This is a genomic window from Marinobacter alkalisoli (genome assembly GCF_045449795.1).
Taxonomy (GTDB): Bacteria; Pseudomonadota; Gammaproteobacteria; order Pseudomonadales; family Oleiphilaceae; genus Marinobacter.
In genome coordinates this window covers 99,388-118,978 of sequence record NZ_JBJJLB010000041.1, presented here as the reverse complement: position 1 = coordinate 118,978, position 19,591 = coordinate 99,388, and the positions used below count along the sequence as shown (strand labels likewise).

Below are 19,591 nucleotides of genomic sequence, written 5' to 3'. Positions count from 1 at the left end.
TTATGGGACTGGCCAAACGCATCATTCCCTGTCTGGACGTGGACAAGGGCCGCGTCGTCAAGGGCGTGAACTTTGTCGATATCCGCGATGCGGGTGACCCGGTGGAAGTTGCCCGCAAGTACAACGAGCAGGGCGCGGACGAGATCACCTTTCTGGACATCACCGCCAGCCACGAGAGCCGGGATACCACCTACGAAACCGTTGAGCGCATGGCCAGCCAGGTGTTTATTCCGCTGACCGTTGGTGGTGGTGTACGCACGGTGGAAGATATCCGCAAGCTGCTGAACGCTGGCGCCGACAAGGTGTCCATCAACACCGCTGCGGTGTTTAATCCCGAATTTGTGCGGGAAGCCGCCGATCGCTTTGGCAGCCAGTGCATTGTGGTGGCCATTGACGCCAAGCGGGTGTCAGCGGAAGACGAAGCTCCGCGTTGGGAAATTTTCACCCACGGTGGCCGCAAACCGACCGGCCTGGATGCAGTGGAGTGGGCGCGGAAAATGACCGACATGGGTGCCGGTGAACTGTTGCTGACCAGCATGGACCGGGACGGCACCAAGATCGGTTTTGATCTGGGGCTGACCCGGGCGGTGAGTGATGCGGTATCGGTGCCGGTGATTGCCTCCGGCGGTGTCGGCGAGTTGCAGCATCTGGCGGACGGGGTGACCGAGGGCGGCGCGGATGCGGTGTTGGCGGCCTCAATCTTCCATTTTGGTCAACATACCATTCCTGAAGCCAAGGCGTTTATGAAGGCCCAGGGGATTGAAGTTCGGGAGTAGGTGGCGCGGCCCCAAACACCTATTCGCTCTTGGCGTACGCAGGCCGGATGGCCTGCTTCTCACCTTCCGCAAACATCGGCCGGTTGTTATTCCGAATGGCCCACAGGCCGCTCACCGTGGCGACTGCGATGCCTTGCTCGTCCAGCTTGGGCAGATTTTTCTCCAGATAGTCTACGGTCACCTTGTGCGGGTGGCCAATGCCGACGGCGCTGCCGTTCTTCCGTGCCCGCTCAATCAACAATTTGAACTGCCGATCCACGTATTCTTCCGTCTGCTCATGATCAAGAAAGACATCACGGGTGAGGGTGGGAATGCGATAGGCGTCTGCGACCTTGCCGGCAATCGACGATGCAATGGTGCGGCTGTCTACGAAATACACCGGATAGCGGTCCAGCTCCGACATAACCCAGTCCATGGGTTCCAGCTGTTGGGTCAGCAGGCTGCCCATGTGGTTGTTGACACCCTTGACGTGAGGGATAGACCGGAGGGCGCGGCGAAGCGTGTTCTTCAGGCTTTCCTGATCCATCTCGGGTGTCAGCCCGCCAGGGCCTAGCCCGAAATTACGGGTATTCGCCATAGGCGCGTGGAGCATGATTTCCTTGTGCCTGAGGTGGGCCAGCTTTGCCAGGGCAACGGTGTGTCGTCGATAGGGCAGGAAGGCCAGTGTCACCGGCTGTTCCAGGTTTGCCAGACGCTTGCCTTCGTGGAGGTTGTGGCCCATGTCATCAATGATGATGGCAATCGTCGGCGGCACTTGCCCTTGCGGCGCTGGCCCGGGAGTCTCCGCCCGGGCGGTTGTTGCCAGAAGCGTCGCGGCAATCAGTGAAATCAGCAGTCTCAAGGGCTTTAATCCGCGTTGTTGATGCTGGTCTTGTTGCCGCGCTTATCCAGAATCCGCAGGCCTTTGAGCAGGTTAAGCGCCGAACGCAACTGGTAATCCTGCTCAGCAGCGGACGCGTTCTGACGTTCTTCCTCAGCGTTGTCCTCGCCCTCATCCTGACCTTCCAGGTGGCCGCTCAGGTCTGCTTCCGTAAAGAATGGGCGGCCATCGAGTTCCTGCAGCTCAGCAGGTTTGACTTCGATGTCCGGCTTGATGCCCTTGGCCTGGATGGAGCGCCCGTCCGGGGTATAGTAACGGGCCGTTGTCATCTTGATGGCGTGGGTCTCATCCAGGGGAATGACGGTCTGTACGCTGCCCTTGCCAAAGGACTGGGTGCCCATCACTACTGCACGCTCATGGTCCTGCAGCGCGCCGGCGAGGATTTCCGAAGCGGAAGCGGAGCCGCCGTTAATCAGTACAACAATGGGGGTGCCCCCCACCACATCACCGGCTTTGGCGTTGAAGCGCAGGCGCGAGCTCTGTATGCGGCCCTCGGTATAGACAATCAGGCCTTCATCAAGCAGGGCATCAGCCGCCTCAACCGCGGCCTGCAGAATGCCGCCTGGGTTGTTGCGCACATCGATTACCAGGCCGTCGAGGTCGTTGCCATATTCTTCTTTCAGGTCGTTCAGGGCATCGACAAACTGGGTGCCGGTATCGGCCTGGAACTGGGTGATGCGGACATAGCCATAGCCATTATCAATCAGGCGGGATTTGATGCTGGTTACCTTGATGATGTCCCGCTCAACATCAATCTCGATGGGAGCGCTTTCCCCTTCACGCATGATGGTCAGCGTGAGGATCGTTCCGGGTTTACCCCGCATCAGCTTGACGGCCTCCTCCAGGGACATGCCTTTCACCGGCTGGTCGCCAAGCTTGATGATCAGGTCGCCGGCCTGCACCCCGGCCTTCTGGGCAGGGGTGTCGTCAATCGGCGCAATCACTTTCACAAAGCCGTCTTCCATGCCCACTTCGATGCCAAGGCCACCGAACTCGCCGGAAGTGCTCTCTTCAAGCTGCTCGTAATCCTTGGGGGCAAGGTAGGTGGAATGCGGGTCGAGGTCGGACAGCATGCCCTTGATGGCACTTTCCAGCAGTTGCCGGTCATCGACTTCCTCAACGTAGGCATCCTTGATGCGGCTGAACACTTCGGTGAATTTGCGAAGGTCATCAAGGGGGAGCTGCTCTTCAGGATCGGGGAGCTGGATCTGCACACGTTCGCCATTCTGCACACCTTCCAGGAGTTCTCCGGTACGGTCATCGGTTTCCTGGGCATGGACAAGGCCGGGAAAGGCAACAAAGCAGGTAATCAGAGTCAGTGCGCGGATCGTTGTGGCGTTATGTGTACTTCTGGCCCGTCTCATTCACTTATCCTGTGTATATTCCGATGGTTGAGCAGTCCCCTGCATACCGGGACAGTATGGCGTCACTGGTCGGGTTTGTCAGCCCTTGGCCTCTATAACCCGGAGCCGCGTCTACTTTGCCAGCCAGTTGCGGGGGTTCACGGGTTTGCCGTTGCGGCGAATTTCGAAATAGAGTGCCGGGTCATCGGTGCCGCCAGTGCGTCCGGCGGCGGCAATGGCCTCACCGGCTTCTACCCAGTCTCCCGGGCTGGTGTAGAGGCTGCTGCTATGGCCGTAGAGCGTCATGTAGCCATCGCCATGATCGACAATGGTTATCAGGCCGAACCCTCGCAGCCAGTTGGCGAACACCACCCGGCCATAGTGTATGGCCTTGATGTCTGCATTTTCTTCGGTGTTCATCAGTAGCCCGTTGCGACGAAGTTTTCCGTCGGCATAACGGTCCCCGTACCCACTGAATACCTTGCCTCTGGCAGGCCACGGGAGTCTGTTTTGCAAGGAGCCGAAAGGTTCGGATTCGTTGGGGGAGGGGATGTTGGCAATGGCCTCTTCCACTTCACGCAACAGCTTTTCCAGGCGTTCGCGGTCAGCGACCAGTTCTTCGCGCTCGCCTTTTCTGTCAGTGATTTCGGCGTCCAGGGCTGCGAGGGTCTGTTCCCGTCTGGAGCGGGATTGTGTCAGCTTCTGCTGGCGCTCTTCCACGTCCTGTTCCAGTTTCCCCAGGCGAACCCGTGCCGCTCTGGCTTCCTCCTGGGTTTCCCTCAGTTGGCGCAGGTTCTCGTTGAACACCTCAAGGCGCTGGACGGTGTCCCGGCTGAGATATTCGTAATAGGTCATGGTGCGGGCGATCTTGTCCGGATCAATCTCGTTGAGCAGGACTTTGACGGCGGGGGCATCCCCTTCCATCCAGGCGGCGCGAATCTGTTTTTTCAGGCTTTCACGTTGGCTTTCCAGAGTGCGATTGAGGTCTTTTTCTTCTTTCTGCAGTTCCGTCAGCCGTTGTTGCTGCTCTTCCGCCTGGCGGCGCAGCTCCCGCCGCTCCCGGGTCAGGCGGCTGATATCCTGTTCGATACCGGTCAGCTGCTGTTCCAGGGATGAGCGATCCTCTTCAGCCTTTGCCAGCCATTGATCAATGTCGGCAATCTGTTCTTTCAGCTCTTCAATCTGGCCGGGAGTCACTTCCTGATCGGCCAGCACTGGCAGCGCACTGAATATCAGTGCGGCTGCCAGTAATCGGGGGAAAAACAATCGATCTCTCAACCGATGGTTACCAGGCTATGCCCGGTCATTTCCGCGGGCTGTTCCAGCCCCATCAGGGCCAGCAGGGAAGGCGCCACATCGCTCAGGCTGCCGTCATCTTTCAGGTTGACCTGGCGCGGGCCGGTGTAGATCAGCGGCACTGGACCAATGGTGTGAGCGGTATGAACCTGGCCGGAATTGGGGTCGGTCATTTGCTCGCAGTTGCCATGGTCCGCAGTGATCAGCGCTTCGCCGCCCACCTCATCCAGGGCTTCGACGATGCGTTTGACGCACTGGTCGATGCACTCCGCGGCCTTGATGGCGGCGTCGAGTTTGCCGGTATGGCCAACCATGTCACCGTTGGCGTAGTTGCACACCACCAGGTCGTACTTGCCGCTCTTGATGGCTTCCACCAGTTTGTCCGTGACTTCCGGTGCGCTCATTTCCGGCTGCAGGTCGTAAGTGGCCACTTTGGGAGACGGCACCAGAATACGGTCTTCGCCTTCAAACGGTGTTTCAAGGCCGCCATTGAAGAAGAAGGTGACGTGGGCGTACTTTTCGGTTTCCGAAATGCGCAGCTGGGTTTTGCCCAGGTTGGAAACGTATTCACCCAGGCCGTTGACCAACTGCTCGGGCGGGTAGGCGCAGGCCGTTTTGATATCGGCGGCGTATTCGGTGAGCATAACGAAATCCGCCAGTTCCGGGTGCTTGCGGCGTTCAAAGCCTTCGAAATCCTTCTCCACGAAGGTGCGGGTCATTTCCCGGGCGCGGTCGGCACGGAAGTTCATGAATACGACAGTGTCACCGTCATTAATGGTGCCTTCAGGTTCGCCCGCTTCGTGAATACGGGTCGGTGTGACGAACTCGTCGTTCTCGCCACGCTCGTAGGCCTGCTCCAGTGCGGAGACGGGGTCCACTGCGGTGAACTCGGATTCGCCCAGGGTCATCAGGTTGTAGGCGGCTTCCACCCGATCCCAGCGGTTATCGCGGTCCATGGCGTAGTAGCGGCCAACAATTGAAGCCACCCGACCCACGCCGAGGCTTTTCAGTTTGGCGGCGGCTTTTTCGAGGGATGGTTTGGCGCTGCGCGGTGGCATGTCGCGGCCATCCAGGAAGGCGTGGATATAGACTTCTTTTGCGCCCCGGGCTTTCGCCAATTCCGCGGCTGCCAGGATGTGTTCCTCGTGACTGTGGACGCCGCCCGGTGACAGCAGGCCCATCAGGTGTACCGCGCGACCGCTGCTGACGGCTTTGTCGATGGCGGCGCAAAGAGTCGGGTTTTCCGCAAAGGTACCGTCTTCCAGGTCCTTGTCGATACGTGTCAGGCTCTGGTACACCACGCGACCGGCGCCCAGATTCATGTGGCCAACTTCGGAGTTGCCCATCTGGCCCTGAGGGAGCCCCACAAACATACCGGAGGTGTTGATCAGGGTTTTGGGCTGTTGCTGCCAGAGCTTGTCCCAGAACGGGGTGTTGGCGTTGCTGATGGCATTGTCTTCAGCCGGGTCACGGTGGCCCCAGCCGTCCAGAATAATCAGTGCAGTCGGCTTACGCGTTGCGGTCATCACTTCATCCGGTATGGTTTTGAAATTTGTAAACGGGAGTGCAGATTCTAACCGTTTTCACGTCATCAGGCCACGCAGGTCTGCCTTCTGTCACTGGTTCAGGGTGTGTATAATCCCGCCAAACTAATTAACTGGGTGTTTTCATGGACAGGTTTATTGAATTTGCCGTCAACCACTACATTCTGGTGTCGCTGTTTGTGGCGTTCCTGCTGGCGATTCTGGTGCTGGAGTCCCGTCGCGGCGGGCAGAAAATTTCAGCCCAGGGCGCAGTAGGGCTGATTAACCGCGATGAGGCCGTGGTAGTGGATATCCGTGACCGCAAGGACTTTACCGAAGGCCGGATCACCGGTTCCGTGAACATCCCGTTGAGCGCCATCAAGAGCCGCGCCGGCGAGCTGAAAAAGTTCAAGGACAAGCAGATTATTGTGGCAGACAAGATGGGTCAGCATTCTGCGATGGCGGTCAAACAGCTGAAAGCTGAAGGATATGAGAACGTGGTCCGCCTAAATGGTGGCATTGCCGACTGGAAAGGCAGTAACCTTCCATTGGTGAAGAAGTAAAAACGTTGAATAATACGAAAAGGATTGAACATGGCTGAGAATCAGCAAGGCGCAGCAGGTAGCGAAAACCAGAACCAGCCGCAATTCGCGCTGCAGCGTATCTATGTGAAGGATCTGTCCTTCGAATCCCCCAACTCGCCGGTGGTTTTCCAGGAGCAGTGGAAGCCGCAGGTGAATCTGGATCTGAACACCTCTCACAACAAGGTCAGCGACAACCAGTACGAAGTGGTGTTGTCCCTGACGGTCACCGCAAAGATGGGTGAGAAGGTGGCGTACATCGTCGAGATCCAGCAGGCCGGTGTGTTCCTGCTGCAGGGCATTGAAGGCCCGCAGCTGGGCCAGATGCTCGGCGCGTACTGCCCGACCATCCTGTTCCCGTATGCGCGTGAAGCTATCGACGGCGTTGTGAACAAGGGCAGCTTCCCGGCTCTGATGCTGGCGCCGGTGAATTTCGACGCCATCTATGCCCAGGCGCTCAAGCGCAAGCAGGAAGAAGCCGAAGGTGAAAGCAAAGAAGAGCAGACTCACTGAAGCATGTTTTCAGGTATCCGCTCCCATAAAAAAACCGGCATTTGCCGGTTTTTTTATGTCTGCCTGAAATAGGTAGCGCTGTTCAGACTGCGCCTTCAAACCCCAATTGCCGCCAGGCTTCATACACCACCAGCGCAGCGGTATTGGACAGGTTCAGGCTTCGGCTATGTGGCCGCATGGGGACCCGCAGGCGGCGTTCCGGCGGCAGGTCGCTCCGGACATCCTCTGGCAGCCCGCGGGTTTCCGGGCCGAACATCAGGTAGTCGCCATCCTCAAAGCGGGCTTCATGATAGTGCTGGCTACCCTTGGTGGTCAGCCCGAACAGCCTTTCCGGCTGCTCGCTATCCAGAAAAGCCTGGTAATCCTTATGGACTTTAACCGTGGCGTATTCGCTGTAATCCAGGCCGGCCCGCCGCATCTGTTTGTCTTCCAGATTAAACCCCAGCGGTTCAATCAGATGCAGCTGGCAGCCTGTATTGGCGCATAGCCGGATAATATTCCCGGTATTGGGGGGAATCTCCGGCTCATACAGCACCACATGCAGCATGCAATCAGCGCTCGACCGCGAGGGCGACGCCCATGCCGCCACCAATGCACAGGGTGGCCAGGCCTTTTTTGGCATCCCGGCGAGTCATCTCATGCAGCAGAGTGACCAGAATGCGGCAGCCGGAGGCGCCAATCGGATGGCCGATGGCAATGGCGCCGCCATTCACGTTGACCTTGCTGGTGTCCCAGTTAAGCTCCCGGTTCACGGAAATGGCCTGGGCTGCGAACGCTTCGTTGGCCTCGATCAGGTCGAGATCGTCCACACTCCAGCCGGCCAGTTTCAGGCAGCGCCGGCTGGCGGGAATCGGGCCGGTGCCCATGATGGTGGGATCAACACCTGCATTGGCGTGTGCCTTGATGGTGGCCAGCGGGGTCAGTCCCAGCTCTTTTGCCTTATCAGCACTGCAGACGATCACTGCGGCGGCGCCATCGTTGAGGGACGACGCATTGCCGGCAGTGACTGTGCCGTCTTTCCTGAAGGCCGGGCGCAACTTACCGAGACCATCGGCAGTGACGCCATCACGGGGATTCTCGTCCTTGTCGACGACAATCGGGTCACCCTTGCGCTGGGGAATGCTGACCGGAACGATCTGGCTGTCAAAATAACCGGCATTGCGGGCGGCCACGGCCTTCTGTTGGGACGCGGCGGCAAATTCATCCTGCTCTTCGCGACTGATGCCGTATTTGTCGACAATGTTCTCGGCGGTGACACCCATGTGGTAATCGTTGAAGGCATCCCACAGGCCATCCTTGATCATGGTGTCGATCATGTTCCAGTCACCCATGCGCTGACCGTTGCGGCTGTTGGGCAGCACGTGGGGCGCCTGGCTCATGCTTTCCTGGCCACCGGCGATCATCAGCTCGGCGTCACCGGTGCGAATAGCCTGGACCGCCATGTGAACGGCCTTGAGGCCGGAGCCACAGACCTTGTTGATGGTCATGGCAGGCACGGATGCCGGGATGCCTGCATTGATCGAAGCCTGGCGAGCCGGGTTCTGGCCGCAGCCGGCGGTCAGGACCTGTCCCAGGACAACCTCGTTGATCTGCCCGGCTGGCACACCGGTTTCTTCAAGCAGAGCCTTGATAACGGCGGATCCCAGCTGGTCGGCACGCAGGCTGGAAAGGCCGCCGCCAAAGCTTCCGACGGCGGTACGTTTGGCGGCTACGATGACAACATCACGCATGGATTCTCTCCGGTTCTGAAAGGCGCAAGGCTAACCTGATTGCTTGCGCAGGCAGGATGACAACTGATTCCATTGTAACGGAAACCCGTTAAGCACCAAAGCAGCTGGTGGCCAGCCGGTGCTTTCAGTGGCGGTGTTTCAGAATCCGTTCGGCAATGCGGCGCAAACGTTCCCGCCGGATCGCCTCTCCCAGTGCCTTGCCCTTATGGCCCTGCGCCATCAGCTCTCTTGCATCGACATCGGCCGCAACACTTGCAGACTCCCGCAGCAGGGTGATGGCGGCACCGTACTGGTCGGGCAGGGTGCAGGTGACGGTGGTCAGCAACCGCCGGAATCTTTCTGGCCGCCGCCAGGCGTCCGCCTCGTCGAGCAGGGTAAGGATACCTTGTTCTGTAATCCCGGCATCCGACTGGTCGCGAAGCTGGGGTGCCAGCCGGCTGGTAAGGCGTGCCAGATCCTGGCAATCATTGGGCGCCTTGAGTGCTTGTGCCCGTTGATTGGCCTGCTCTTCGGGCAGGTGGGACAGCAGCGCTGCGAAGCGGGTTGCCGTGTCAGCATCCCCGGTGGAAACGCAGTTCAGGGAAGCCAGGGCTGTTGCCAGCGCGGTGGTTTCGGACAGTTCGGGGACCAGAACTGACAGGGCGTCACAGCCCTGGAGCACCTCGAAGAAGGTGGCGGGATCGTTTTCATGAAGGGCCCGCTGAATTTCCTGCCAGACCCGCTCCGGTACCAGGTGATCCACTTCGCCGGAAGCGGTCATCTGTCGCATCAGTTCCATGGTGCTGTCTGCAACCCGGAACCCCATTGGAGCCAGGCGAGCAGCAAAGCGAGCGGTGCGGAGTATTCTCAGGGGATCTTCTGCGAAGGCGTCTGAAACGTGGCGCAGACGTCGCGCCTTAATATCGGCCTTGCCGTTGAAAGGGTCTGCCAGCTCCCCGGACGTGGACATCGCCATGGCGTTGATGGTGAGGTCGCGGCGCCTGAGGTCGTCCTCCAGAGTGACGTCCGGCGCGCTGTACACCGTAAAGCCATGGTAGCCTCGGCCGGCCTTGCGCTCGGTGCGGGCGAGGGCGTATTCCTCGCGGGTGTCGGGGTGCAGGAATACCGGGAAGTCGGCGCCGACCTGTTTGAAGCCCTGTTTCAACATCTCCTCAGGGGTGGCGCCAACGACGACCCAGTCGCGGTCCTTGACCTCCAGGCCCAGTAGTTTGTCCCTTACCGCGCCGCCAACCAGATAGGTTTCCATGGGTCCCGAAGTGCTCCAATGCCGGAAAATGATCGGGGGATTATCGGTGGTAGCGACGGCCGAGGCAAACCGATTTCCTGATCTAGAAAGAAGCCCCCAGCTCGATGGCAGCACCTACTTCCGAGTCGCTGAACAGTGCGCCGATATCCAGGCGAGCGCCAAATGGCGACAGGCCGATACCGGCGGTGAACTGGGTTTCTTCCTCAATGCCGTCGTTATTGTCGTTGCTTGCCAGGTTCTGGCGAACGCCAGCCCGCAACTGGGCATAGCGGAATACATCAAATTCCGCGCCAACGGCCAGCCATTGGGTATCGTCCTCGTAGCCAAAGGCTTCCTTCTCGGTCAGGTCCAGTTCGGCGGTCAGCACATGGAAGTCGCCTTTGTGGGCAATGCCGGCGGTGACCATGGGGTGCAGTTTGAGTTTTCTCTTCTCTTCACCCAGTTCCGGACGGCTGGCCGCGGACTCCAGATCCATCGGAATGACATTCTTGACGACGGCGCCAGCGCTCCATTCCCTGTTTTCGCCAAAGCCGTAGACCATACCAAGATCGAAGTTCAGTCCGCTTTTCGTGGTTTCAAATTCATTGCTGTCGAAATCATCATCCTCGAAGCCGGATACCCTTTCCGTGTACTGGAAAGTGCGGAGCTGGACGTATTTGGGTGAAAAACCAATCTGCAGCGCGTTTCCATCTGACACTTCAAATGAGCGGGCAAGTGAGACGCCTACCTCAATGACTGCTGATGCGAGGATGCTGCCACGAGACTGCAGGTCCTGGTCCAGATCAGCGGTTGCCAGCGTCAGCTCATCTGCATTTTCCAGCTCTTGCAGGAATGCGTCATCCTGCTCGTCGAGTTCGCCGCGGACGGTTGCCCGCAGGTTGCCGGTGGAGAAAAATCCGACCGAGTACTCTTCGGTCGGTATTGCCGCGGCAATTGCCAGTCCCGCGTCAACCCGAACGGTGTCCTTGTCAAAGTCATTGAGCTGGCGTCGTATATCGCCCGCAATGCGACGGGCCTCGTCGGGATTGGACGTGCGGTTCAATTCCTGAAATCGATCAATGTTGTCCTTGATGTCATCAATCTGGTCCACGGTTTCTTCTTCGTCCGCGAAGCGCGCGTTGACCGAAGGCAGGATCAGGCCGAAATCATCTGACCGCTCATGGTTGTCCGCTGCGAGCATGGCAGGGTTGGTTGCGCCGGCGGCAGCCGGATGTGCTACCGCGATTCCGGTCCCGCCCATGGCAAAGGAGCGGGAAGACATGAACTGTTGGGGGCTCGCCACGGCCGTTGCGGTTGCAACGGACAGTCCGATTGCGATCGACAGCTTGGTCAGGTGATTTGCGGTCATAGGTTTTCCTGTTGTTTTTCGGTAAATTCAATGCCAGACATTACACGTGGGTCAGGTTAGGGGAGTTCCTTTTTTTTCGCATTGGTGAAGCGGTAACGGTTTGTTCTACGGATGTAAATGCCGGTATTTTTTTGCCGCTCCGACCCCGGCGCGCTGCCGTCATGTTGATCGAGTTACGCTTAATCAACGGGTTATAAAACATGGCGTGATTTTTTCATGGCAGGGTGCACATGAGAATTTTCGGAGAATGAACATGACCCTGCGCTGGATAACCGCACCCGTGCTGGCCCTGATGGTTGGTTGTGCCCCGGTGGGCAGCTATCAGACTGGTAATGAGAGTGAGCGGGAGCTGGACCCGATCACGGTTCGGGTAAGCGGTTTTGGTACCTACGAGGATGCTTCCAAAGATCGGCTGAACACCCAGGAGCGCCTGCTGGCCCGCCGTGCCTCCAAGCTGGATGCCTACCGCAACCTGGCGGAGCGGGTCTACGGAACCGTCATTTACGGCAGTTCCACCGTGAACGACTTCGTTCTGCGCAATGACATGTTTCGCACCTACGTGGACAGTTACATTCGCGGTGCAAAAACGGTGGCGGTGAATGAGCACAGTGACGGCGTGATTGAAACGGTGATGGAGCTGAAGCTGGAGCCCCGGTTCCGGTCCTGTGTGGCAAAGGTATCCGACTCACAGGTTCAGAACCTGTGCCCGATCCCTATGCCGCGGGGCAACGACAGCGTCGGGGATGTGCAAAGCCGCAGCGTCGATTCCCTGTACTATCTTGACTGACCTGCTTGACTGACCTGACTGAAAGTCCGACTGGGTGACCGTATCGCCATGAATACTGTTCGTATACTGCTTGTTTTGACTCTGTTGGTGACACCGGCGGCTCAGGCCGTGGTGCTGGAGGGGGTAGGGCACGCAACCATCCATGGTGGTGACGTGGACGCGGCGCGGGAAGAGGCACGTAGAGCAGCGCTGCGGGACGTTGCGCTGCGATATGAAGCACAGATCAGCAGTCGCGACACGGTGGAGAATGGCGTGGTGACGGAATCCCGCCTGCAGGTGGCGTCTTCGGCCCGTGCCCGTGACGCGCGGATAGTAGATGAGTATCGCCGTGGAGACCTGTTGCGGGTGACCGTGCGGGCCGACATGTCTGCAGGCAGCAGTTGTGGAGCCGGCCAGGCGGCTGGTCTGAAGAAACGTGTGGCAGTGGCCGGCTTCCCGATCCTGCATCCGGATCAGGCGCGGGTTGGTCGTATCGATGACGCCGGCGAAATCTTGCCGCAGCAGTTGCAGGCGTCCCTGAGGGAAACTGGTCGCCTTCAGGTATACGGCGCCACCACGTCCAGGCTTTTCCAGGATTTGCTGAACGCGCCTACCCAGCAGAAATTTGATAATCGGCTGACTAACGTCATTCAGGTGGCCCGTGAGCTGGATGTACAGTTTGTGGTGACGGGTGTGATCCGGGATCTGGGCGTTTCCGATCCTTCGGCCTGGGGCACGTCGGTTCTGGACCGGTTGCAGAGGGGGGTTGGCGTTGCCAACCAGAACCGGCGCTTTGTGGCGGATTTGATGGTGTTTGATGGCTTCAGTGGCGCGCCAGTCTATCAGCAGCGGTTTGCCACGGAAGCGCAGTGGGATGCCGGTCCGGGCGCCTCGGCCGGTTTTAATTCCGCCGGCTTTCAGGAAACCGCCTATGGCCAGGCTGTCTCTGGGATCATGGCGGATATGAGTTCCGCGGTTCAGGAAGCGCTGGCCTGCCAGCCGTTTATTACCCGTATTACCCGCGTGGATGGTAACCGGGTTACCCTGGCGTCAGGCGCTACGGCCGGTCTGCGCCCGGGTGATGAGCTGCATCTGTATCGCAGTCAAAGCTTCTTCGATTCACTCGGGGGGACGCCGGAGCTGTCTGACAGCCAGACCCGGATGACTCTGAGAAACGTTCACCCGGATTTCAGCAATGGCGAGATGCCGCTGTCCGGCGGCGAGATCAATATTCAGCGGGATGACGTGGCCATCGTCTGGTAATCAGGCGGCGGCCACCCGGGCAGCGGTATCGCGGATCTTGCCAACCATGGCGCGCAGACCATTGCCCCGGGTCGGGGAGATGTGACGGAACAGGTCCAGTTGCTCGAACAGCTCATCGATGTCGGTGGCCAGCAGATCCCGTGGGGTCTTGCCATTCAGGGCCACCAGGATGATGGCAGCCAGGCCGCGCACGATCATGGCGTCCGAGTCGATCAGCAGAAACAGCTTGCCGCTCTCCTCATCATAGTGATGAGTCAGCCACACCTGGCTCTGGCAGCCATGCACGTAGTTTTCCTCGGTACGGGCTTCATCCGGGAATGATGGCAGCTGCTTGCCAAGGTCAATGATAAAGGCGTAACGCTCTTCCCAGTCGTCCAGAAACTCGAAGCCGTCCAGAACGTCTTCCAGAGTGGTGTCTTTTCCGAGCGGATTGTTCAGAAAGGTCTGTTCGCAGGCAGTCATTTACAACATCCCCAGTTCAAGCTTGGCTTCGTCGGTGAGCATGTCGTTGTTCCAGGGCGGATCAAAGGTCAGGTCCACCGTCACCTTGTCGACATTGGGGACGTACTCGACCTTGCGCTGGACATCATCGGTGATCACCGGACCCATGCCGCAGCCCGCGGCGGTCAGGGTCATTTTGATATAGACGTGGTTGCCATCCTCTGTGCCATTCTCGATCTTGCACTCGTAGATCAGACCGAGGTCCACCACGTTGACCGGAATTTCCGGGTCGTAGCAGTTACGCATGGCTTCCCACACCTGGTTTTCATTAATGGTGCCGTCTTCCGGGGTGTCGAAGCTGCTTTCCAGGGGCTGCTTGCCGAGAGCATCTGCGTCGTGGCCCTCAATACGGGCAAGGTTGCCGTTAACCGCAACGGTAAAGGTGCCGCCCAGTGACTGTGTGATGGTCACGAAGGTATCCGACGGAATCATGATTTCGGTTCCGGCAGGAACAAGGCGGGCTTCCACCTCGCGTTTGGTCAGGACAACTTCCCGTTCTTGCATGCCTGTACTGGCCTCGCTGTTTTCTGTCTTTGGTGTCGAATTACGCTACGGTAAAGCTCTCGCCACATCCGCACTCGGCGGTGGCGTTCGGATTCCGAAACTGGAACATGGAGTTCACGCCCTCGGTAACGAAGTCGATCTCGATCCCGTTCACCAGCGGCAGGTGTTCCTCTTTCACGTACACGTCCACGCCGTCAATGTGAAACACCTTGTCATCGGAGGCGGCTTCTTCCACCCAATGTGTCTCGTACTTGAAACCGGAGCAACCACTTTTCTTGATGGCGAGCCGGATACCCATGGCTTCCGGCTTCTTGTCCAGTTGTTTGCGCACGTGCGTGACCGCGCTTGGCGTCATAGTGACGGCAACGGTCGGGGTGAAGACTTCGGCTGTCATAATTCCACCTCCATCAGGCAAACAGGCGCTGGATTTTTTGCAGGGCTGTGAACAATTGTTCCACCTCATCCAGCGTATTGTAAAATGCAAAGGAAGCCCGGGCTGTACCGGGAACTCCGTAGAAATCCATCAGTGGCATGGCGCAATGGTGGCCGGTGCGGATAGCGATGCCCTGCTGATCCAGCAATGTTCCTATATCACTGGGGTGTAGCCCGGCGATTTTAAAGGACATGACCGGAACCTTGTGCTTCGCGGTGCCGATGATTTCCATGCCGGGCACGGTCTCCACCAGCTGATTGGCACGGTCCAGAAGGGCCTTCTCGGCTGTCTCCATGGCACGGCGGTCCAGGCGACCCACATAGTCGATGGCGGCGCCCAGGCCGACAGCTTCGGCCACCGCCGGTGTGCCAGCCTCAAACTTGTAAGGCAGGGTGTTCCAGGTGGTGCCCTCAAACGACACCCGTTCAATCATCTCACCGCCACCCTGATACGGGGGCATGTCTTCCAGAAGCTGCGCCTTGCCGTAAAGCACGCCGATGCCGGTCGGCCCGAACAGCTTGTGGGCAGAGAACGCGTAAAAATCGCAGCCCAGCGCCTGAACGTCCGGCTGATAATGGGGCACGGCCTGGGCGCCATCCACCAGGGTAATGATGCCACGGGCCTTGGCCTGTTTGATCAGTTCGGCGACCGGATTAACGGTGCCTAGCGCGTTGGATACATGGGTAATGGCAAAAATACGGGTGCGTTCATTCAACAGGCTGTTGAACGAATCCAGATCCAGTTCGCCTTCCGGTGTGATCTGAACCGGTACGACTTTGGCGCCGGTTCTCTCGGCCACCATCTGCCAGGGCACGATGTTGGCGTGGTGTTCCATCTGGCTTACCAGGATCTCATCGCCCGCTTCCAGGCGAGGGGCCAGGCCGTTGGCGACCACGTTAATGGCTTCAGTCGTGCCGCGGGTCCAGATAATTTCCCGGGTGCTCTTGGCATTGAGGAAGTTACGGACGGTTTCCCGTGCGCCTTCAAACGCGGCGGTCGCCCGGTCACCCAGGGTATGGGCGCCACGGTGAACATTGGAGTGCATCTCCCGGTAATAACGATCCATGGCGTCCAGCACGGCCACCGGCTTCTGGGCCGAAGCGCCATTGTCCAGATACACCAGCGGCTTGCCGTTTACCTGCTGTGACAGGATCGGGAAGTCACGGCGAATGGCGTCAACGTCAAACGCGGTTTGCTTGGCTGTGTTGGCCACGGACAGATCAGTCATAACCGGTTATGCCCCCTCGAATGTCTGATCAAAGAACTGGTTCAGTCGGGTGTGGGCAGTATCCCGTACCTGCTCCACCGGAATCTGCTCAACCAGTTCATTGATAAATGCCATGGTCAGCAGAACGTTGGCTTCCCGCCGGCCTATGCCGCGAGACACCAGGTAGAACAACGACACTTCATCCAACTGGCCTATTGTTGCACCGTGAGCACACTTGACGTCGTCCGCATAGATCTCAAGCTCCGGCTTGGTATCTATCTCTGCACCGTTAGACAGCAGCAGGTTCTTGTTGTTCATATCCGCATTGGACTTCTGGGCATCCTGATGGATATGAATGCGGCCATTGAACACGGCGTGTGACTGGTCGGCGGCAATGTTGCGATAGGTTTCCTCGCTGTTGCAGTGCGCCGCCACGTGCTCGATGGTGGTGTGGTTGTCGTAGTGCTGTTTGCCCTGGGTGACCACCACGCCATTGAGCTTGCATTCGGCGCCTTCGCCCTCCAGGCGCACCTGCAGGTCGTGCCGGCGCAGTGGACCGCCAAAGCCTACGCAGTGGCTTTCAAAGCGTGAGCTGCGCTGCTGGCGCACACCGGTTGCACCGATATGCTGAACATTCTCGCCTTCCGTGTTGAGGCGGATGCTGGTGACGTTGGCGCCGTCGCCCAGCGTGAATTCCGTGACGGTATTGACCATGACGGCTTCACTGCCGCTGGAAATGTATTCCTCCACCACGGTGATCTGGCTGTGGCGGCCGGCATCCACGAATATGCGGGGATACGCGGAACCACTGGCGTCGGCGTTGACTTCATGGACGATGAACAGTGGCTGGTCCAGCACGGCGTCCGGCTTCAGGCGGATCAGCAGGCCGTCCTCGAAGCGGGCGGAGTTGAGCCGGGCCAATTGTACGGCCTTGTTGTCCAGGGTGCTGTCCATGCGATCCGCCAGGCTGGCGGCGGCGTCGTCATCCAGGTCGCCAAAGCGTTCAATAGTGATGCCTTCCAGATCCGGGTAATCGCTGGCTTCCGGCATCATCACGCCATTCAGGAAGGCCACTTTATAGCCGGGTACTGCCAACCCGCTGCCGGTTTTGCCATCGGCGGGCAGCGAAATGGCCATGTCGTCGGTCAGCTTCAGGTACTTGCTGGAGTACTTCCAGTTTTCCGTTTTGCGGGTCGGCAGTCGCATATCCACCAAGGCCGTACCCCGTTGTTTGCGCAGCGCCAGCAGCGGCTCAGGCAGTGATTGCCCGGCCGGATGAAGGAACGCGGCGGAAAGTGTTGGTGCTGGTTTCATTCCGCTCTCCCTCAATTGGCTGAGTTGGCTGCTGCTTCTTCTTCGTCTTTGATGCCGAGCCAGCCGTAACCGCGTTCTTCCAGTTCCAGGGCCAGTTCGCGACCACCGGACTTGACGATCCTGCCGCCGGCCAGCACGTGGACGTGGTCTGGAACAATGTGGTTCAGCAGGCGCTGGTAGTGAGTCACCATCAGGATGGCGCGATCTTCGGCACGCAGGGCGTTGACGCCGTTAGAGACGACCTGCAGGGCGTCGATGTCGAGGCCGGAATCGGTTTCGTCCAGGATGGCCAGCTTAGGCTGCAGCAGCAGGGCCTGCATGATCTCGTTCCGTTTTTTCTCGCCACCGGAGAAGCCTTCGTTAACGCCACGCTTGAGGAAGGCCGGGTCCAGATCGACCTGCTTTGATACTTCCTTCGCCAGCTTCATGAACTCCGCGGCGTTCATTTCGGCCTCGCCCTTGTGGTGACGCATGGCGTTCACGGCGGTGCGCAGGAACTGCAGGTTACTGACGCCGGGAATCTCCACCGGGTACTGGAACGCCAGGAAAATACCTTCGCGGGCACGCTCTTCGGTTTCCAGGTCCAGCAGGTTCTCGCCATTCAGGGTCACTTCGCCCTCGGTTACCTCAAATGCCTCGTTGCCTGCCAGCACCTGGGACAGGGTGCTCTTACCAGAGCCGTTAGGGCCCATGATGGCGTGAACTTCCCCGGCCTTGATCTCCAGGTTGATGCCCTTGAGGATTTCTTTGCCCTCGACGGAGGCGTGCAGGTTCTTGATGCTGAGCATTTGTCGGGTTCTCTCTTCTCTAAACTGTATGAATTCGTTTATATACCGGTGCGCGGGCCGCTGTTAACCAACGGAGCCCTCAAGGCTCACTTCCAGCAGCTTGCCGGCTTCCACCGCAAATTCCATCGGGAGCTCTTTGAACACCTCTTTACAGAAGCCGTTCACGATCATGGAAACCGCTTGCTCCGGGTCGATACCACGCTGGCGGCAGAGGAACATCTGCTCGTCGCTGACCTTGGAGGTGGTGGCCTCGTGCTCGACGATGGCGGACTTGTTCTTGCTCTCGATGTACGGGAACGTATGTGCGCCACAGCGGTCGCCGATCAACAGCGAATCACACTGGGTAAAGTTGCGGGCGCCTTCCGCGCCGGGGCCGAATTTCACCAGGCCACGGTAGGCGTTGGAGCTTTTGCCAGCGGAAATGCCCTTGGAGATGATAGTGCTGGAGGTGTTCTTGCCCAGGTGAATCATCTTGGTGCCGGTATCGGCCTGCTGGTGATTGTGGGTCAGTGCCACTGAGTAGAATTCGCCAACACTGTTGTCACCGCGCAGTACGCAGCTCGGATATTTCCAGGTTACGGCGGAGCCGGTTTCAACCTGGGTCCAGGAGATTTTGGAGTTTTTGCCGATGCAGGCGCCGCGCTTGGTGACAAAGTTGAAGATGCCGCCTTTGCCGTTTTCATCGCCCGGGTACCAGTTCTGTACCGTGGAATACTTGATCTGGGCATCGTCGAGGGCAACCAGTTCGACCACCGCAGCGTGCAGCTGGTTTTCGTCACGCATCGGCGCGGTGCAACCTTCCAGGTAGCTGACGTAGCTGCTGTCTTCAGCAATGATCAGCGTGCGTTCGAACTGGCCGGTGTTGGCCGCGTTGATGCGGAAGTAGGTGGACAGCTCCATGGGGCAGCGTACGCCCTTGGGCACGTAGACAAAGGTGCCGTCGGAGAACACCGCCGAGTTCAGGGCGGCGAAGAAGTTGTCACCGTGGGGCACGACCGAGCCCAGATACTTCTGCACCAGTTCCGGATAATCCTGGATGGCCTCGGAAATGGAGCAGAAAATCACGCCGGCTTTGGCCAGCGGTTCTTTGAAGGTGGTGGCGACGGATACCGAGTCAAATACGGCATCAACGGCAACGCCAGCCAGCTTTTCACGCTCGTGCAGCGGAATACCCAGTTTTTCATAGGTTTTCAGCAGTTCCGGATCCACTTCGTCCAGGCTCTGGGGCATGTCTTCTTTGCGCTTGGGCGCGGAGTAGTAGGAGATGGAGTTGTAATCCACCTTGGGATAACCCACATGAGCCCAGTCCGGCTCGTCCATTTCAAGCCAGCGACGGTAGGCTTTCAGGCGCCATTCCAGCATCCACTCCGGCTCTTTTTTGATCCCGGAAAGGCGGGCGATAACGTCTTCATTCAGTCCGGGCTCGAACGTATCGGATTCGATGTCTGTTACGAAACCGTGTTCGTATTCCCGTTTGATCAGCTCGTTCACCTCTTGGTCGGTGGTCGCCATGATCGTCGCTCCGTATTCTCTCATCGTGGGCTTGTGGCCCTTGGTGTCGCCGCCGGTCGCGTTGTTG

At 58.8% G+C, this 19,591-nt stretch carries 20 protein-coding genes; 5 read left to right on the top strand and 15 right to left on the bottom strand.

Going from position 1 to position 19,591, the window contains the following annotated elements; translation table 11 throughout:
• Window positions 1–2 precede the first annotated feature (2 nt).
• Window positions 3–776, top strand: coding sequence for an imidazole glycerol phosphate synthase subunit HisF (hisF, locus tag ACJO3M_RS17055; protein ID WP_407002586.1), 774 nt, complete (start codon window positions 3–5; stop codon window positions 774–776).
• Window positions 777–795: 19 nt separating this feature from the next.
• Here hisF and ACJO3M_RS17050 read toward each other — a convergent pair whose 3' ends face one another.
• From ACJO3M_RS17050 to gpmI, 4 genes are all read right to left on the bottom strand, one after another.
• Entirely contained in the window at window positions 796–1,581 is a 786-nt protein-coding gene (locus ACJO3M_RS17050) for a divergent polysaccharide deacetylase family protein (protein WP_407002617.1), read from the bottom strand.
• A gap of 41 nt (window positions 1,582–1,622) precedes the next feature.
• On the bottom strand, window positions 1,623–3,020 hold the full coding sequence (locus tag ACJO3M_RS17045) for a S41 family peptidase (RefSeq protein ID WP_407002585.1): 1,398 nt from the start codon (window positions 3,018–3,020) through the stop codon (window positions 1,623–1,625).
• Between the two features lie 111 nt (window positions 3,021–3,131).
• Entirely contained in the window at window positions 3,132–4,265 is a 1,134-nt protein-coding gene (locus tag ACJO3M_RS17040; RefSeq protein ID WP_407002583.1) for a murein hydrolase activator EnvC family protein, read from the bottom strand.
• Window positions 4,266–4,273: 8 nt separating this feature from the next.
• Entirely contained in the window at window positions 4,274–5,821 is a 1,548-nt protein-coding gene (gene gpmI, locus ACJO3M_RS17035) for a 2,3-bisphosphoglycerate-independent phosphoglycerate mutase (RefSeq protein ID WP_407002582.1), read from the bottom strand.
• Window positions 5,822–5,964: 143 nt separating this feature from the next.
• Here gpmI and ACJO3M_RS17030 point away from each other — a divergent pair, with 143 nt between their 5' ends.
• Together ACJO3M_RS17030 and secB are read left to right on the top strand one after the other, a co-directional pair.
• Window positions 5,965–6,381, top strand: coding sequence for a rhodanese-like domain-containing protein (locus ACJO3M_RS17030; protein ID WP_406987492.1), 417 nt, complete (start codon window positions 5,965–5,967; stop codon window positions 6,379–6,381).
• A gap of 30 nt (window positions 6,382–6,411) precedes the next feature.
• Window positions 6,412–6,912: a protein-export chaperone SecB gene (gene secB, locus ACJO3M_RS17025; RefSeq protein WP_406987491.1), complete on the top strand. Its 501-nt coding sequence runs from the start codon at window positions 6,412–6,414 to the stop codon at window positions 6,910–6,912.
• 82 nt (window positions 6,913–6,994) lie between these two features.
• Here the strand turns inward: secB and trmL are convergent, their stop codons facing one another.
• From trmL to ACJO3M_RS17005, 4 genes are all read right to left on the bottom strand, one after another.
• A complete protein-coding gene (gene trmL, locus ACJO3M_RS17020) occupies window positions 6,995–7,459 on the bottom strand; it encodes a tRNA (uridine(34)/cytosine(34)/5-carboxymethylaminomethyluridine(34)-2'-O)-methyltransferase TrmL (protein ID WP_407002581.1) in 465 nt (154 codons plus the stop codon).
• A gap of 4 nt (window positions 7,460–7,463) precedes the next feature.
• Window positions 7,464–8,642 carry an acetyl-CoA C-acetyltransferase gene (locus ACJO3M_RS17015; protein WP_407002580.1) on the bottom strand — a complete coding sequence of 393 codons (1,179 nt, stop codon included), beginning with the start codon at window positions 8,640–8,642 and terminating at the stop codon, window positions 7,464–7,466.
• A 124-nt stretch (window positions 8,643–8,766) separates the two neighbouring features.
• Complete coding sequence (locus ACJO3M_RS17010; RefSeq protein ID WP_407002579.1) at window positions 8,767–9,888, bottom strand: tRNA nucleotidyltransferase/poly(A) polymerase-related protein; 1,122 nt, start codon at window positions 9,886–9,888, stop codon at window positions 8,767–8,769.
• An 82-nt stretch (window positions 9,889–9,970) separates the two neighbouring features.
• Window positions 9,971–11,236, bottom strand: coding sequence for a conjugal transfer protein TraF (locus tag ACJO3M_RS17005; RefSeq protein WP_407002578.1), 1,266 nt, complete (start codon window positions 11,234–11,236; stop codon window positions 9,971–9,973).
• 253 nt (window positions 11,237–11,489) lie between these two features.
• Between ACJO3M_RS17005 and ACJO3M_RS17000 the strand changes: the two genes are divergently transcribed.
• Both ACJO3M_RS17000 and ACJO3M_RS16995 read left to right on the top strand, forming a co-directional pair.
• Window positions 11,490–12,023, top strand: a complete 534-nt coding sequence (locus ACJO3M_RS17000) for an LPP20 family lipoprotein (RefSeq protein ID WP_407002616.1) — start codon at window positions 11,490–11,492, stop codon at window positions 12,021–12,023.
• 48 nt (window positions 12,024–12,071) lie between these two features.
• Window positions 12,072–13,265 carry a flagellar assembly protein T N-terminal domain-containing protein gene (locus ACJO3M_RS16995; protein ID WP_407002577.1) on the top strand — a complete coding sequence of 398 codons (1,194 nt, stop codon included), beginning with the start codon at window positions 12,072–12,074 and terminating at the stop codon, window positions 13,263–13,265.
• Here the strand turns inward: ACJO3M_RS16995 and ACJO3M_RS16990 are convergent, their stop codons facing one another.
• The 7 genes from ACJO3M_RS16990 to sufB form a co-directional block, all read right to left on the bottom strand.
• The gene (locus ACJO3M_RS16990; protein WP_407002576.1) at window positions 13,266–13,727 is read right to left on the bottom strand and encodes a SufE family protein; all 462 of its coding nucleotides are present in this window, start codon (window positions 13,725–13,727) and stop codon (window positions 13,266–13,268) included.
• The gene (gene sufT, locus ACJO3M_RS16985; protein WP_407002575.1) at window positions 13,728–14,270 is read right to left on the bottom strand and encodes a putative Fe-S cluster assembly protein SufT; all 543 of its coding nucleotides are present in this window, start codon (window positions 14,268–14,270) and stop codon (window positions 13,728–13,730) included.
• Between the two features lie 40 nt (window positions 14,271–14,310).
• Entirely contained in the window at window positions 14,311–14,664 is a 354-nt protein-coding gene (locus tag ACJO3M_RS16980; RefSeq protein WP_407002574.1) for a HesB/IscA family protein, read from the bottom strand.
• A 13-nt stretch (window positions 14,665–14,677) separates the two neighbouring features.
• Entirely contained in the window at window positions 14,678–15,931 is a 1,254-nt protein-coding gene (locus ACJO3M_RS16975; RefSeq protein WP_407002573.1) for a cysteine desulfurase, read from the bottom strand.
• A gap of 6 nt (window positions 15,932–15,937) precedes the next feature.
• Complete coding sequence (sufD, locus tag ACJO3M_RS16970) at window positions 15,938–17,224, bottom strand: Fe-S cluster assembly protein SufD (protein WP_407002572.1); 1,287 nt, start codon at window positions 17,222–17,224, stop codon at window positions 15,938–15,940.
• 11 nt (window positions 17,225–17,235) lie between these two features.
• Window positions 17,236–18,012 carry a Fe-S cluster assembly ATPase SufC gene (gene sufC / locus ACJO3M_RS16965; protein WP_407002571.1) on the bottom strand — a complete coding sequence of 259 codons (777 nt, stop codon included), beginning with the start codon at window positions 18,010–18,012 and terminating at the stop codon, window positions 17,236–17,238.
• Between the two features lie 63 nt (window positions 18,013–18,075).
• Window positions 18,076–19,524 carry a Fe-S cluster assembly protein SufB gene (gene sufB / locus ACJO3M_RS16960; RefSeq protein ID WP_297792469.1) on the bottom strand — a complete coding sequence of 483 codons (1,449 nt, stop codon included), beginning with the start codon at window positions 19,522–19,524 and terminating at the stop codon, window positions 18,076–18,078.
• Between the last annotated feature and the right edge of the window lie 67 nt (window positions 19,525–19,591).